We start from the raw sequence: 14333 nt of genomic DNA on the forward strand, positions 1-14333 counted from the left end.
GTCCGGCACTGCCTGCTGCGGCCCGCGTCGGTGGGGGGCTTGGGGTCGGGAGGTATCCGTCCTCGGTCCGCCGGACTCGTCCTCGAAGAGGTGAACCGGGATGTTCGCCGGCCGCTGCGGACGCGTCCCCTGCCCGCCGTACGCGAGTGCGGGGCCTGCCCCGCCTGTGCGCCTGCGCGGTCCCACCCTGTGCCGACGCCGGGTCCGACAGCGCCTGCTGGGCCGTGACCGTGCGCGGTCCGGCACTGCCTGCTGCGGCCCGCGTCGGTGGGGGGCTTGGGGTCGGGAGGTATCCGTCCTCGGTCCGCCGGACTCGTCCTCGAAGAGGTGAACCCGCGTTCTCGCCGGCCGCTGCGGACGCGTCCCCTGCCCGCCGTACGCGAGTGCGGGGCCTGCCCCGCCTGTGCACCTGCGTGGCCCCACCTGGCGCCGGGGCCCGACGCTGCCGACGGCTTTCGGGGTTTCGGTGGCGGGGTGTGGTGTTTTCGGCTTCGGTGAGGGCGAGCCTACGGACGAAGGAGTCGCTCCATGGACATGACGCTCGAAGTGATCCTGCTGCCCGTGTCCGACGTGGACCGGGCGAAGGAGTTCTACCGGGACAGGGTCGGCTTCCATGTCGACCTGGACGGCGAGGTCATGGAGGGGGTGCGGATCGTGCAGCTGACGCCACCCGGTTCCGGGTGTTCCATCGCGCTCGTCGACGGGTTGCGGGTGCCGACCGGGACACCGCAGCCGGGGACGTACCACGGACTGCAGTTGTGCGTCACCGACGCCAAGGCGGCGTACGAGGAACTGACCGCGCGGGGCCTCGAGGTGAGCGAGCCCGTTCAGTTCGCGCCGCAGGACGGGGCGACCTTCATGTACTTCAAGGACCCTGACGGCAACGGGTGGGCCATCCAGGAGTACAAGCGGCGGACCACCGAGCCGCTGCATCAGGTGCTCGCCGAACTCGCCCACCGGCAGCAGTAGTTCACGCGGTCTTCATCCTCCGGGTTGGGTGACTTGGGACGGGGGAATATTGGCGTGCGCATGCTCTGTCCGCACCGCCAGCCCCGTCCTTCCCCCCGGAGGTTGATGTGTCCGGCAGTTCCGTGTTCCGCCGTGCCCGCACCGTCGTAGCGTCAACAGCGGCCTTCGCCGCGGCCGCGTTCGGTGTGTGGACCGGGCTCGGCAGTGAGTCCGCCCACGCCGCGGGCGCCGTCCCCAGCCCGGACCACGTGCTGGTCGTGGTCTTCGAGAACCACGCCTACAGCCAGGTGATCGGTTCCTCCAGCGCCCCGTACATCAACTCGCTCAAGTCCGGCGGCGCCAACCTCACCCAGTCCTACGCCATCACCCACCCGAGCCAGCCCAACTACTTCGCCCTCTTCTCCGGTTCGACGCAGGGCATCACCGACGACAGCTGCTACACCCCCGGCTTCTCCTCGGCCCCGAACCTCGCCTCCGAGCTGATCGCGGCGGGCCGCAGCTGGGCGAGCTACAACGAGTCGCTGCCGAGCCAGGGCTCCACCACGTGCAGCAGCGGCAACTACGCCCGCAAGCACAACCCGTGGTTCGGGTTCAGCAACGTGCCGACGTCCAGCGCCAAGACCTTCGCGCAGTTCCCGACGGACTACACGACGCTGCCCAAACTGTCCTTCGTGGTCCCCAACCTGTGCAGCGACATGCACGACTGCTCGGTGTCGACCGGCGACACCTGGCTGAAGAACAACCTCGGTGCCTACGCCACCTGGGCCAAGACGCACAACAGCCTGCTCGTCGTCACCTTCGACGAGGACAACCGGCTCAGCGGCAACCGCATCCCCACGGTCCTGTACGGCCAGCCGGTGACGGCGGGTTCGTCGTCCGGCACGACGTACAACCACTACGACCTGCTGCGCACCCTGGAGGACACCCAGGGTCTGACCACGCACGCCGGGAACGCGGCCTCCGCCAAGGACATCACCGGCATCTGGGCGTCCTGACGTGTACGTAGCGGACAGCCGCGCGAGCACACCTGACGCGCGGGCGTCCGCGGACGGTGCCGTCCGGCCTCGGGCCGGGCGGCGCCGCGCCGCGATCGCCCCGACCGTGCTCGCCCTCGGGACCGTCAGTCTGGTCACCGACGTGTCGTCCGAGATGGTCACGGCGGTGCTGCCGCTGTACCTGGTGGCGGGGCTCGGCCTGTCCCCGCTCGGCTTCGGGCTGCTCGACGGGATCTACAACGGCTTCTCCGCCCTCGTACGGCTGGTCGGCGGGCACCTGGCGGACCGGGGCGGCGGCCGGCACAAGTGGGTGGCCGGGCTCGGCTACGGCGTATCGGCGCTGTGCAAGCCGTTGTTGCTGCTGGCGCACTCGCTCACGCCCATCGGGCTGATCCTGGCCGCCGACCGCACCGGCAAGGGGCTGCGCACGGCCCCGCGGGACGCACTGATCTCCCTCTCCAGCACCCCCGAGAGCCGGGGCCGCGCCTTCGGGGTGCACCGCGCGATGGACACCGCGGGCGCCCTGTTCGGCCCGCTGGTGGCGTTCCTGATCCTGCGCGCCACCGTGGACGGCTACGACGCGGTGTTCACGGTCAGCTTCTGCGTGGCGGTGTTCGGCGTGCTGGTGCTGGTGCTGTTCGTGCCGGGTGGCCGGCAGCGGGGTGCCCAGGACGGCGAGCGCCCCACCCTGCGCGCCGCGGTGAGCCTGCTCCGCCGCCGCGACCTGCGCCGGATCACCGTCTGCGCCCTGCTGCTGGGTCTGGCCACGGTCAGCGACTCGTTCGTCTATCTGCTGCTGCAGCGCCGGCTGGGCGTCCCCGACCGCTGGTTCGCGCTGCTGCCGCTCGGCACGGCGGCCGCGTTCCTGCTGCTGGCGGTGCCGCTCGGCCGGCTCGCGGACCGGGTGGGCCGGTGGGCCGTGTTCCTGACCGGCCACGCGGCCCTGCTCCTCGCGTACGCGCTCCTGCTCACCGCCTGGCACGGCACGGCCCTGCCTTACGTCGTCCTGGCCCTGCACGGCTGCTTCTACGCGGCCACCGACGGCGTGCTGATGGCGGCGGCCTCCGAGGGCGTGCCGGAGGCGCTGCGCTCGTCCGGCCTGGCCGTCGTGCAGACCGGGCAGGCCCTGGCCCGGTTCGCCTGCTCGCTGCTGTTCGGCGCGGCGTGGACGGTGTGGGGCGACCGCGCGGCGCTGGCCGGGGCGGCGGTGGCCCTCGCGGCCTGTGCCGCGTTCTCCCTGACCCTGCGCCCGAAAGGCACCGTGCCCGCATGACCGTACGCACCCGGATCCTGATCCTGCTCTCGGCCGTCGCCGCGCTGGCGGCGGTCGGGCTGGCGTCCGTCCTGCACGCGTCGGCGCGCGCGGACCGCCGCGACCACACCCAGGCGGGCGGGCCAAAGGTCACGCCGGGCACGGTGACCCTGTCCGGGCACGGCCGCATGGTCTTCCGCAACATGGCGTGGGGCCCGCACCGCGACGAGCTGACCACGGTCCCGGCGGCCGACCCGGCGGGCCCGCGCACCGCCTCCGGCGTCAAGTGCCTGCGGTTCTACGCCGCTTCGGGCACCGGAGTGTGCCTGCAGGCGGTGCACGGCCCGGTCTCCGACACCTACCGCGCCCTGGTGCTGGACGCCCGCCTGCGCACCCGCCACCGGTACGACGTCCCGGGCATCCCCTCCCGCGCCCGGGTCTCCCCCACCGGGCACTTCGCGGCCTGGACGGCGTTCGTGGGCGGTGACTCGTACGCCGGGACGAACTTCTCCACGCGCACGGCGATCGTGGACACCCGCACGGGCGAGCTGATCCCGTCCCTGGAGGCCTTCCGGATCGTCCGGGACGGCCGTGCCCACCGTGCGGCGGACGCCAACTTCTGGGGCGTGACGTTCGCTTCGGACGACCGCACGTTCTACGCCACGCTGGCGACCGGGGGGAGCACCTACCTGGTCCGGGGCGACCTGCGCAGGCGCACGGTCACCACCCTGCACGCCGACGTGGAGTGCCCGTCCCTCTCCCCCGACGGCACGCGGGTCGCGTACAAGAAGCGGGTCAGGGGCCTGCCCAAGGACGCCCCGTGGCACCTGTACGTACTCGACCTGCGCACGATGCGCGAGACCCCGCTGGCCGAGCCGAGGAGCGTCGACGACCAGGCGGTGTGGAAGGACGCCCGTACGGTCGTCTACGCCCTGCCCGGCGACTACGGCGCGGACCTGTACGAAGTCCCGGCGGACGGCTCCGGACAGGCGCGGCGGATCAGCCCGGCGGCGGTGTCGCCCGCGTATCTGCCCTGAACGGGGCGCCGGCCGGGTCACAGTAGGGGCGTGAGCGAGGACGACAGGAACCTCCTGGCCCGGGGCCGGGTGGCGACCGGGCTGCGCGCCGCCTCTACTCCGAGCGGCTCGGCCTGGAGCCCGTCGACGAACGCCCCGGCGGCCTGCTGTACCGGTGCGGGGGCGTGGACTTCGTCCTGTTCCGCTCGGCGGGCGCCTCTCCCGGAACCTTCACGCAGATGACCTGGGAGGTGGCCGACATCGAGGCGACCGTCTCGGAACTGAGGCGGCGCGGGGTGACCTTCGAGGAGGTCGACGTACCCGGCTTCCACACCCACGACGGAATCGCCCAGATCGAGGGCAACTGCCCCACCAAGGGCGCCAGAGGCGAACGCGGCGCCTGGTTCCACGACAGCGAGGGCGACCTCCTGGGCATCGGCCGGCCGATCCCCTGACCGACCGCGCCCCGGCACCGACGGTCCACACCGATCGGCGAGCCTTCCACGTCCCGGTCCTGCTGGACGCCGGCGAGAACGGCCGAGCCTCCGTCAGTCCACACCGACGGAGGCTCCTTGGGCACCTCGATCCGAACTGCAGCGACGGTCGCCGAGGCTGTGTGCGCTCTAGGAAGTGCTACGGCTCGCGGCTTCGGCCTGGGCTATGGCTTCGGCTTCGCTCTCGGCCAGTTCGAGCGCGACACCGAACGCCTGGGCGATGTGGCCCGCGGCCGACATGACGCGTGCCGTACCCACCACGGGTGCGATCGCGACGAGGAGGTCCTGCAGCTGCTCGACCGTGAAGTCGGCCTTGATCGCGGGATTGATGTGAGCCAGGTACGAGATCGCCGGTGCGTCCATCGCGACGAGTGCGGCGATGCGGCTGAGGATGAGCGTTCGCTCGTCCATGTGGCAGTGCTCGATGGAGTCGATGGTCATGGCGGCGATCGTGTCGAGTACGGGAGTGTCGTGTGCACTGGCCATGAGGGGACTGCCTTCCGGTGCTGTAGGAGTTGAACCGCCACCCGCTCAATGCGGGGATCCCCCGAATGCCCGGCGGTGACCAATCAAGCGTAGGCATCCTCCGACGGTGGCGCGCGTCGAGCCGGACGGCCGGAACCGGTCCGCTGATTCGGCGTCGGCCGCGAAATCACCCGGACCGTGTGAGCCCCAACGGTCTTTTCCCGGCGCACTGTGGCTGTAGCAAATGATCGACCAGCGCGATGCGTTCGACTCCCACGTCTGACGGCCGCCCCGCAGGAAGCGCCACATCAGTGACCACGCGTAACCCGCGCTGATCGCCGGTCGAAACCAAGCGAGGGCCAGGAAATGACCACGACACACATCACACAGACCCGCAAACAGCGGTGGGCCGGCGGCCTGATGCTCTTCGGCGCCGTCATGCTGATGGTCGCCGGAGTGATCGACATCTTCCGCGGCATCATGGGAATCGCCGAGGACGACGTGTTCGTCGCGACGAACGGCTACGTCTTCCGCTTCGACCTGACCGGCTGGGGCTGGGTCACCCTGATCCTGGGAGCTGTCGCCGTGGTGGTCAGCCTGGGGCTGTTCCAGACAGCGAAATGGGCACGGATCTCAGGCATCGTCATCGCCGGTCTGATCATCATCGCGAACTTCCTGTCCCTGCCCTACTCCCCCGCGTGGTCCACCCTGATGATCGCCTTCTCGGGAGTGGTCATCTGGGCCCTGTGCGTAGCTCAGCCCGATCGCGCCAACCCGGACCGCACGCGGCCGCCTGCCTGAGCCCCGAACCCTGGGCGCGCATCGTTCCGACGGCCCGGAGAGGGCCCCGACCGTGTGACGCGGTGGGGCCCACGGTCGCGGCCGTCAGCCCCACTGCTGCAGTCCTCGGCGAACCCGTTCCGACCTGCGTCTACAGCACAGGCAGGTTCTTCCGCAGCTCGAACGCCGTCACCTCGGAGCGGTACTCCTCCCACTCCTGCCGCTTGTTGCGCAGGAAGAAGTCGAAGACGTGCTCGCCCAGGGTTTCGGCCACCAGGTCGCTGCTTTCCATGAGGGTCAGGGCCTCGCCGAGGTTCTGCGGGAGGGGCTCGATGCCCATCGCGCGGCGTTCGGCGTTGGAGAGGGCCCAGACGTCGTCCTCGGCGCCGGGCGGGAGTTCGTAGCCCTCCTCGATGCCCTTCAGGCCGGCGGCCAGCAGGAGGGCGTAGGCCAGGTACGGGTTCGCGCCGGAGTCCAGGGAGCGGACCTCCACGCGCGCGGAGCCGGTCTTGCCGGGCTTGTACATGGGGACGCGGACCAGGGCGCTGCGGTTGTTGTGGCCCCAGCAGATGTAGGACGGGGCCTCGCCGCCGGCGCCGGCGGTGCGCTCGGAGCCGCCCCAGATGCGCTTGTAGGAGTTCACCCACTGGTTGGTGACCGCGGAGATCTCCGCCGCGTGCTTGAGCAGGCCCGCGATGAAGGAGCGGCCGACCTTGGAGAGCTGGTACTCCGAGCCGGACTCGTAGAACGCGTTCCGGTCGCCCTCGAAGAGGGAGAGGTGCGTGTGCATGCCGCTGCCGGGGTGCTCGGAGAAAGGCTTCGGCATGAAGGTGGCGTGGACTCCCTGCTCGAGCGCCACCTGCTTCATGACCAGGCGGAACGTCATGATGTTGTCCGCCGTGGAGAGCGCGTCGGCGTAGCGCAGGTCGATCTCCTGCTGGCCGGGGGCGCCCTCGTGGTGGGAGAACTCGACCGAGATGCCCATCGACTCCAGCATGGTGATCGCCTGGCGGCGGAAGTCCATGCCGACGTTGGTCGGGGTGTGGTCGAAGTAGCCCGAGTTGTCGGCCGGGATGGGGCGGGAGCCGTCCAGCGGGCGGTCCTTCAGCAGGAAGAACTCGATCTCCGGGTGGGTGTAGAAGGTGAAGCCCAGGTCGGAGGTGCGGGCCAGGGCGCGCTTGAGCACGTAGCGCGGGTCGGCGAAGGACGGGGAGCCGTCCGGCATGAGGATGTCGCAGAACATGCGGGCCGTGCCGGGGGTCTCCGCGCGCCAGGGCAGGACCTGGAAGGTGGAGGGGTCCGGCTTGGCGATCATGTCGGACTCGTAGACCCGGGCGAAGCCCTCGATGGCGGAGCCGTCGAAGCCGATGCCCTCGTCGAAGGCCTGCTCCAGCTCGGCGGGGGCCACGGCCACGGACTTGAGGAAGCCCAGCACGTCCGTGAACCACAGCCGTACGAACCGGATGTCGCGCTCCTCCAAGGTCCGGAGCACGAACTCCTGCTGCTTGTCCATCTTCCGCTTCCCCATCCTTGCTGGTCAGGCCGCCTGTGCCCCCGTGTGACGGGAGGCGGTCGGGCACCTGAGCATCCCACCACAACACCATTTCATGCGCGTTGCGGACCTTGATCGCCCGAGCGTCCCCGGCCTGAACGCCTCTCATACGGCAGGTGTACTGCTCTGTCGCCCATCTTGCCTGCTCGGGCCGACATCCGTAATGGCCGGTCCGCTTCCCACGTGACCGACAACACGCCTCTTTAATTTGCATCTCAGATGCAAGTTTTCCTAGGTTTTGATCAGTCGAGCCTGAGGAGTCCCGATGCTGTCCGAACAGTCCGCAGCCACCGTCCGCGCCACCCTTCCCGCCGTGGGCGCGGCCATCGGCGAGATCACCGAGCGCTTCTACGCCCGGCTCTTCGCCGCCCACCCCGAACTCCTGCGGGACCTGTTCAACCGCGGCAACCAGGCCTCCGGCGCCCAGAAGCAGGCCCTCGCCGGTTCGATCGCCGCCTTCGCCACCCACCTGCTGGACCACCCCGACCAGCGGCCCGACGCCATGCTCGGCCGCATCGCGCACAAGCACGCCTCCCTGGGTGTGGCACCCGAGCAGTACGACGTAGTCCACGAGCACCTCTTCGCCGCCATCGTCGAGGTCCTCGGCGAGGCCGTGACGCCCGAGGTCGCGGCGGCCTGGGACGAGGTCTACTGGCTGATGGCGAACGCGCTGATCGCCGTCGAGAAGCGGCTGTACGAGGAGAGCGGCAGCCGTGAACTGCGGCAGTGGGAGGTGGTGGAGCGGGTCGCGGAGACCGCGGACGTCGTCACCTTCCGGGTGCGCCCGGTGGACGGGGGGCCGGTGGCGGGCTTCCGCGCCGGGCAGTACGTCTCCGTCGGCGTCGCCCTGCCCGACGGGGCCCGGCAGATCCGGCAGTACAGCCTCTCGGGGGCTGCGGGCGAGACGGTCCGGCAGTTCAGCGTCAAGCGCGTGCACGACGGTACGGCGCCCGACGGCGAGGTCTCGAACCACCTTCACGCGCGCGTGCGCGAGGGCGACGTCCTGGAGCTCTCCGAGCCGTACGGCGACCTGGTGCTCGGCGACACCGCCGACCGGCCCCTCCTGCTCGCCTCCGCGGGCATCGGCGTGACCCCGATGGTCGCGATGCTCGCCGCGCTGGCTGCCGACGGCCACCAGGCCCCGGTCGCGGTCGTCCACGGCGACCGCTCCCCCGCGGACCACGCCCTGCGCACCGACCACGAGGCGTACGCCGCGAAGCTCCCGGACGCGTCCGTCCACCTCTTCTACGAGCGCGACGCCGAGCCGGGCACGAGCACCGGCCTGGTCGACCTGACCGGCGTCACCGTACGGCCCGGCACGCGCGCGTACCTGTGCGGCCCGCTGCCCTTCATGCGCGCGGTGCGCACCCAGCTCATCGAGAGGGGCGTGGCCCCGGCCGACATCCACTACGAGGTGTTCGGTCCGGACCTGTGGCTGGCGCAGAGCTAGTGCCCCGGCACTAGCAGACACGGCCTCTCAGGCGCCGAAGCGCCGCGCTCCCTCCCGGCCGATCCGCTGGTTCTCGGCCACGTACGGGCGCAGTTCCTCCTCGTAGGCCGCGAAGGCCTTGGTGTGGTCCTCGCCCGCCGCCGCGAGGTGGCGGGCGAGGGTGCGGGCGCCGATCAGCGCCTGGGAGGTGCCCATGCCGGAGGTGGGGGCGGCGCAGTGGCCGGCGTCGCCCAGCAGCACGATCCGGCCCTCGGACCAGCGGTCCAGGTGCACCTGGCAGGCCGAGGAGAAGTAGAAGTCGGTGGCGGCGGCCATGTCCTCCAGGAGGCGGGGCACCAGCCAGCCGGCGCCGGCCATCCGCTCGCGGGTGACGCGCTCCTGCTCGGCGCGGTCCAGCAGGTCCAGGGCGGGCGAGTCGCCGGCGAAGGAGAGGCTGACGGCCGCCCGGTCCGGGTCCGCGGCGCTGAACATGTAGACCGCCCGGCCGCGGGTCTGCCAGAGCGCGCCCCGGTGGTCGAGGCCCAGGTGGTTGGCCGTGCTGAAGCCGACACCCGACAGGCCGAGGTGGCGGATCGTCTCACTGTGCGGGGCGAAGACCAGACGGCGCACCACGGAGTGGATGCCGTCGGCGCCGGCCACCAGGTCGTAGCTGTCCGGCTCGGCCCGCTCGAAGCCGACCCGGACGCCGTCCGCGTCCTGCTCGACGTGGTTGATCGAGTCGTCGAAGAAGTAGCGCACCGCACCGGCCGTGCGCGCGTGGAGGATGCGGGTCAGCTCGCGCTTGGGGACCTCCAGCTCCCCGGCGAAGGTCTCGGCCGGCAGTTCGCCGACGCGGTCGCCGTCGGCGTCCAGCAGGTCCGTGCCGGTCATCCCGGTCGCGTGCGCGCGCACCTCCGCGAGGATGCCCAGTTCCTCGAGCACCTCGAAGGCCGCTCCCCGGAAGTCGACGGCGTAGCCGCTGTCGCGCAGGGCCGGGGCCCGCTCGACGACGGTCACGTCGTGTCCGTCGCGGTGCAGGAACCAGGCCAGTACGGGTCCGGCGACACTCGCGCCGGAGATCAGGATCTTCATGGGTACCCCTGTCGTCGATCCGGGCGAGGGCTCCAGCCTCCATCGGGGCGGCGCCCGCGATCAACGACGGTTCCGGCCAAGCGGGCCGCGGTCCCGCGGTGCCCGTCAGCCGTGGTGCGGCGCCCTGGAGATGCCGAGCAGCAGGGGTCCCGTCGGATCCGTCACGATGTCCCGCACGGTCACCGGGTCCAGCGCCGCGAAGAACGCCTCCTGGGCCCGGCGCAGGGCGCCTCGCAGGCGGCAGCCGGAGTTGAGGGGGCACGGGGTCGCGCCCTCGCAGTCGACGACGTCGCCCTCGCCCTCGAACGTGCGGACGACCGCCCCCACGGACGCCGTACGGCCCCGTTCGGTGAGGGTCAGTCCGCCGCCCCTGCCCCGGCGGGCGTCGACGAGGCCCAGGTGCTGGAGTTCGGCGACGACCTTGGCCGCGTGGGTGTAGGGCACGTCCATGTCCGCCGCGACCTGGCGGGTCGTCGGGCTGGCGTCACCGGCGACGGCGAGTCGCATCAGGACGCGCAGGGCCAGGTCGGTGGAGCGCAGCAGCCGCATGCCTCGAGCCTAGGTAATACGCATCCGAGGTTCAAATTATCCGGTTGCCGCGCCCTCGCTACGGAGCGGGGCGGCCTGCGCACTACGATCGGTGCGCCCCACCGTCCACGTCCCTTTCCCCAGAAGGACTCGCCTCATGGGTTCCGCCAAGAACAGCAGCACCGCGGCGCGCAAGGCGCGCATCGAGGAGATGCGGCGCGCCGAGCAGGCCCGCGAGCGCCGCAACCGGGTGCTCACCGTCGCCGCCAGCGTGGTGGTCGTCGCCGGTCTCGCCGTCGGCGGTGTGGTGCTCGTGAACTCGCAGTCGGACGACTCCGGCAAGAACTCGAGCGCGAGCAGCGACGCCAAGGGTGGCTCCTCCGGGGACTCCGGGCACTTCACCACCGGCAAGGACGGGGTGAAGACGTGGTCCGGGAAGCTGTCGCGGACGCACGTGGCGACCAAGGTGTCGTACCCGATGCACCCGCCGGTCGGCGGCAACCACAACCCGGTGTGGCTCAACTGCAACGGCGACGTCTACCCCAAGCCGGTGCAGGACGAGAACGCCGTGCACGCGCTGGAGCACGGAGCGGTCTGGGTGACGTACACCGGCAAGGCGAAGAAGGCGGACGTCGACGCGCTCGCGGCCAAGGTCAAGAAGACGCCGTACTCGCTGATGAGCCCGTACGAGAACCAGGCCGCCCCGCTGGTCCTGTCGGCCTGGGGCCACCAGGTGACCGTGAAGAGCGCGAGCGACCCGGAGGTGGACAAGTTCTTCGCCGCCTACGTGCAGGGCCCGCAGACGCCCGAGCCGGGCGCCTCGTGCACCGGCGGGATGATGAAGTGAGGCGGCAGCACGTCGGCTGGGTGGCGGGCGCCGCCGCGGCGGTGCTCGTCGCGGCCGGGGCGATCACGTACGCGGTCGCCGAGGACGGCGGCTCGGGCACGCGGACGCCGGACGCCCGGTCCGCCGATGCCGGGTTCGCACGGGACATGGCCGTCCATCACCAGCAGGCCGTCGAGATGTCGTACATCGTGCGGGACCGCACGAAGAACGAGGAAGTGCGGCGGCTCGCCTACGACATCGCCCAGACACAGGCCAACCAGCGCGGCATGCTGCTGGGCTGGCTCGACCTGTGGGGGCTGCCGAAGGTGTCGGCCGACCCGCCGATGACCTGGATGGGCATGGGTGACATGGCCTCCGGCAAGGACGGGGCGCTGATGCCCGGGATGGCGACCAACACGGAGATGAAGAAGCTGCAGACCCTGAGCGGGAAGCAGGCCGAGGTCTTCTATCTGCAGTTGATGACGGACCATCACAAGGGCGGCATCCACATGGCCGAGGGCTGTGTCGCCAAGTGCGCCGTCGGCGTGGAGAAGCGGCTCGCCCAGGGCATGGTCGACGCGCAGCAGTCGGAGATCCAGTTGATGGCCGACATGCTCGAGGAGCGGGGAGCGCAGCCGCGTTCGTGAACAGCCGGCAGGCCGTTCCGTTACCCAACCGTGAGGGACTAAAGGCGCAATTCGCCCCACCTGACCAGCACTTGAGCTTCTCTTGACTCTTACGTTCCCCTGGCATGAACGGTTCATCGCAAGAGTGGCCCCCATCGTGTGATCCATTCGCGGGCCGACGCCGCCGCGGGCCGGTGTGCGGATCCACGACGTTTCAACCACTACATGCATGCGAACCGCATCGCAGGGGGTTCTATGAGATCCAACCGCGCCAAGGTGCGCGCCGGCGTGGGCATGGCAGCGACGCTGCCCATGATCGCCGGCGCACTGGCCCTCGGCATACCCGCGGCGCACGCCGCGGACACCCCGGCCCGTGACGCGCTGGCGGGCACCAAGCCCGCGTGGGCCACGGCCAAGGCGGACAAGGGTGCCACCGCCGACAGCGCCCAGGTCAAGGCCCGGGTCTACCTGGCCGGCCGCGACCGGGCCGGACTCGCCGCCTACGCCAAGGCCGTGTCCGACCCCAGCTCTCCGCTGTACGGCAAGTACCTGAGCGCCAAGAAGGCGCAGGCCCGCTTCGGGGCCACCAAGGCGCAGGTCGCCGCGGTCAAGTCCTGGCTGAAGTCGGCCGGACTCGAGATCACCGAGGTCACCTCGCACTACGTCACCGTCTCCGGTGACGTCGCCGCCGCCGAGAAGGCGTTCGGCACCCAGCTGCACAACTTCACCAAGGGGTCGAAGACCTACCGCGCCCCGTCGCGGACCGCGTCGGTCCCGACCGGCCTGAACGGCGCCGTCCTGACCGTCACCGGCCTGGACAACGCGCCGCACAAGTCGACCCACGACGACCAGCTGCCGCCCCCGGACGCCGTGTTCAAGAACTCCGGGCCGTTCTCCTCGTACTACGGCTCGAACATCGCGACCACGCTGCCCGACGCGTACGGCCAGAAGATCCCGTACGCGATCAAGGGCTACACCGGCAAGCAGCTGCGCGCCGCCTACGGCGCGGGCGACTACACCGGCAAGAACGTCCGCGTCGCGATCACCGACGCGTACGCCTCGCCGACCATCGCCTTCGACGCGGGCAAGTACGCGGTGAAGAACGGTGACGCGGCCTGGAAGACCGGCCAGCTGCACCAGGTGCTGCCGAAGAACTACACCAAGACCGAGGAGTGCGGCGCGGCCGGCTGGTACGGCGAGGAGACCCTCGACGTCGAGGCCGTGCACGCCGTCGCGCCGAACGCCGACGTCACGTACGTGGGCGCCGCGTCCTGCTACGACGACGACCTGCTGGACTCGCTCAGCAAGATCGTCGACAACCACCTGGCCGACATCGTCTCCAACTCCTGGGGCGACATCGAGGCCAACCAGACGCCCGACCTGCTGGCCGCCTACGACCAGGTGTTCCAGCTGGGCGCGGTCCAGGGCATCGGCTTCTACTTCTCCTCCGGTGACAACGGCGACGAGGTCGCCCACACCGGTACGAAGCAGGTCGACACCCCGGCCAACTCGGCGTGGGTGACGGCGGTCGGCGGTACCTCGCTGGCCGTCGGCAAGGGCGACAAGTACCAGTGGGAGACCGGCTGGGGCACCGAGAAGGCGACCCTGTCGGCCGACGGCAAGAGCTGGACGAACTTCCCCGGCGCGTTCACCTCGGGCGCGGGCGGCGGCACCAGCAGGACCGTGCCGCAGCCGTACTACCAGAAGGGCGTCGTCCCGAAGGCGCTGGCCACGGCCAACAACGCCGCCGGCAACCGCGTCGTCCCGGACATCGCGGCCATCGCCGACCCGAACACCGGCTTCCTGGTCGGCCAGACCCAGACCTTCCCCGACGGCACCGAGCAGTACAGCGAGTACCGCATCGGCGGCACCTCGCTGGCCGCCCCGGTGATCGCGGCGGTCCAGGCCCTGGCCCAGGAGGCGGGCGGCGGCAAGGCGATCGGCTTCGCCAACCCGTCCATCTACGCCAAGTACGGCAAGAAGGGCGCCTTCCACGACGTCACGGACAACCCGACGGGCTCCGGCCTGGCGGTCGCCCGTATCGACTTCGTGAACGGCTTCGACGCCGCCGGCGGCCTCGCGACCTCGGTCCGCAGCCTCGGCAAGGACAGCTCGCTGTCCGCGGTGAAGGGCTATGACGACGTCACCGGCGTGGGCTCGCCCGCGAACGGTTACGTCCAGTCGTACCGTCGCCACTGATCTCAGCAGGTGACCGGGGGCGGGGGGGGGGGGGGGGGGCCCCCCCCCCCCCCCCCCCCTCCCCCCCCCCCCCCCCCCCCCCTCCCCCCCCTCCCCCCCCCCCCCCCCCG

At 71.0% G+C, this 14333-nt stretch carries 13 protein-coding genes and 1 pseudogene; 10 read left to right on the forward strand and 4 right to left on the reverse strand.

What is annotated here, in order from left to right:
- Positions 1–528: 528 nt before the first annotated feature.
- The 5 genes and pseudogenes from AC07CM_RS02670 to AC07CM_RS02690 all read left to right on the forward strand — a co-directional run bounded on the left by AC07CM_RS02670 (position 529) and on the right by AC07CM_RS02690 (position 4687).
- The gene (locus tag AC07CM_RS02670; RefSeq protein WP_478874499.1) at positions 529–969 is read left to right on the forward strand and encodes a VOC family protein; all 441 of its coding nucleotides are present in this window, start codon (positions 529–531) and stop codon (positions 967–969) included.
- A 107-nt stretch (positions 970–1076) separates the two neighbouring features.
- Complete coding sequence (locus AC07CM_RS02675) at positions 1077–1964, forward strand: alkaline phosphatase family protein (protein ID WP_478874500.1); 888 nt, start codon at positions 1077–1079, stop codon at positions 1962–1964.
- A 1-nt stretch (position 1965) separates the two neighbouring features.
- On the forward strand, positions 1966–3237 hold the full coding sequence (locus tag AC07CM_RS02680; protein WP_478874501.1) for an MFS transporter: 1272 nt from the start codon (positions 1966–1968) through the stop codon (positions 3235–3237).
- Positions 3234–4253 (forward strand): TolB family protein, encoded by a 1020-nt coding sequence (locus tag AC07CM_RS02685; RefSeq protein ID WP_478874502.1) that lies wholly within the window; start codon positions 3234–3236, stop codon positions 4251–4253. Before AC07CM_RS02680 ends, AC07CM_RS02685 begins: the two co-directional genes overlap by 4 nt.
- 30 nt (positions 4254–4283) lie before the next feature.
- Positions 4284–4687: pseudogene (locus AC07CM_RS02690) on the forward strand (VOC family protein).
- 168 nt (positions 4688–4855) lie between these two features.
- On the opposite strand, the gene AC07CM_RS02695 reads toward AC07CM_RS02690, so the two are convergent.
- The gene (locus tag AC07CM_RS02695; protein ID WP_478874503.1) at positions 4856–5212 is read right to left on the reverse strand and encodes a carboxymuconolactone decarboxylase; all 357 of its coding nucleotides are present in this window, start codon (positions 5210–5212) and stop codon (positions 4856–4858) included.
- Positions 5213–5557: 345 nt separating this feature from the next.
- On the opposite strand from AC07CM_RS02695, the gene AC07CM_RS02700 reads away from it, so the two are divergent.
- Positions 5558–5992 carry a DUF7144 family membrane protein gene (locus tag AC07CM_RS02700; protein ID WP_478874504.1) on the forward strand — a complete coding sequence of 145 codons (435 nt, stop codon included), beginning with the start codon at positions 5558–5560 and terminating at the stop codon, positions 5990–5992.
- A 130-nt stretch (positions 5993–6122) separates the two neighbouring features.
- Here the strand turns inward: AC07CM_RS02700 and glnA are convergent, their stop codons facing one another.
- Entirely contained in the window at positions 6123–7484 is a 1362-nt protein-coding gene (gene glnA / locus AC07CM_RS02705; protein WP_478874505.1) for a type I glutamate--ammonia ligase, read from the reverse strand.
- Positions 7485–7788: 304 nt separating this feature from the next.
- Here glnA and AC07CM_RS02710 point away from each other — a divergent pair, with 304 nt between their 5' ends.
- The gene (locus AC07CM_RS02710; RefSeq protein ID WP_478874506.1) at positions 7789–8973 is read left to right on the forward strand and encodes a globin domain-containing protein; all 1185 of its coding nucleotides are present in this window, start codon (positions 7789–7791) and stop codon (positions 8971–8973) included.
- 27 nt (positions 8974–9000) lie between these two features.
- On the opposite strand, the gene AC07CM_RS02715 is transcribed toward AC07CM_RS02710, so the two are convergent.
- Together AC07CM_RS02715 and AC07CM_RS02720 are read right to left on the reverse strand one after the other, a co-directional pair.
- Positions 9001–10044, reverse strand: coding sequence for an FAD-dependent monooxygenase (locus AC07CM_RS02715; protein ID WP_478874507.1), 1044 nt, complete (start codon positions 10042–10044; stop codon positions 9001–9003).
- 105 nt (positions 10045–10149) lie between these two features.
- Complete coding sequence (locus AC07CM_RS02720; RefSeq protein ID WP_478874508.1) at positions 10150–10593, reverse strand: Rrf2 family transcriptional regulator; 444 nt, start codon at positions 10591–10593, stop codon at positions 10150–10152.
- Between the two features lie 136 nt (positions 10594–10729).
- Here AC07CM_RS02720 and AC07CM_RS02725 point away from each other — a divergent pair, with 136 nt between their 5' ends.
- The 3 genes from AC07CM_RS02725 to AC07CM_RS02735 all read left to right on the forward strand — a co-directional run bounded on the left by AC07CM_RS02725 (position 10730) and on the right by AC07CM_RS02735 (position 14223).
- Positions 10730–11419 carry a DUF3105 domain-containing protein gene (locus AC07CM_RS02725; protein WP_478874509.1) on the forward strand — a complete coding sequence of 230 codons (690 nt, stop codon included), beginning with the start codon at positions 10730–10732 and terminating at the stop codon, positions 11417–11419.
- Positions 11416–12045 carry a DUF305 domain-containing protein gene (locus AC07CM_RS02730; protein WP_478874510.1) on the forward strand — a complete coding sequence of 210 codons (630 nt, stop codon included), beginning with the start codon at positions 11416–11418 and terminating at the stop codon, positions 12043–12045. Before AC07CM_RS02725 ends, AC07CM_RS02730 begins: the two co-directional genes overlap by 4 nt.
- 234 nt (positions 12046–12279) lie before the next feature.
- A complete protein-coding gene (locus AC07CM_RS02735; protein WP_478874511.1) occupies positions 12280–14223 on the forward strand; it encodes a S53 family peptidase in 1944 nt (647 codons plus the stop codon).
- Positions 14224–14333: the final 110 nt, after the last annotated feature.

Source organism: Streptomyces sp. NPDC044061 (assembly GCF_056434305.1).

What these genes read in the sequence shown, in the direction of transcription:
- AC07CM_RS02725 (WP_478874509.1), top strand. Translation starts at nt 10,730, where the DNA reads ATGGGTTCCGCCAAGAACAGCAGCACCGCGGCGCGCAAGGCGCGCATC.
- glnA (WP_478874505.1), bottom strand. Translation starts at nt 7,484, where the DNA reads ATGGACAAGCAGCAGGAGTTCGTGCTCCGGACCTTGGAGGAGCGCGAC.
- AC07CM_RS02700 (WP_478874504.1), top strand. Translation starts at nt 5,558, where the DNA reads ATGACCACGACACACATCACACAGACCCGCAAACAGCGGTGGGCCGGC.
- AC07CM_RS02685 (WP_478874502.1), top strand. Translation starts at nt 3,234, where the DNA reads ATGACCGTACGCACCCGGATCCTGATCCTGCTCTCGGCCGTCGCCGCG.
- AC07CM_RS02715 (WP_478874507.1), bottom strand. Translation starts at nt 10,044, where the DNA reads ATGAAGATCCTGATCTCCGGCGCGAGTGTCGCCGGACCCGTACTGGCC.
- AC07CM_RS02735 (WP_478874511.1), top strand. Translation starts at nt 12,280, where the DNA reads ATGAGATCCAACCGCGCCAAGGTGCGCGCCGGCGTGGGCATGGCAGCG.
- AC07CM_RS02670 (WP_478874499.1), top strand. Translation starts at nt 529, where the DNA reads ATGGACATGACGCTCGAAGTGATCCTGCTGCCCGTGTCCGACGTGGAC.
- AC07CM_RS02710 (WP_478874506.1), top strand. Translation starts at nt 7,789, where the DNA reads ATGCTGTCCGAACAGTCCGCAGCCACCGTCCGCGCCACCCTTCCCGCC.
- AC07CM_RS02720 (WP_478874508.1), bottom strand. Translation starts at nt 10,593, where the DNA reads ATGCGGCTGCTGCGCTCCACCGACCTGGCCCTGCGCGTCCTGATGCGA.
- AC07CM_RS02695 (WP_478874503.1), bottom strand. Translation starts at nt 5,212, where the DNA reads ATGGCCAGTGCACACGACACTCCCGTACTCGACACGATCGCCGCCATG.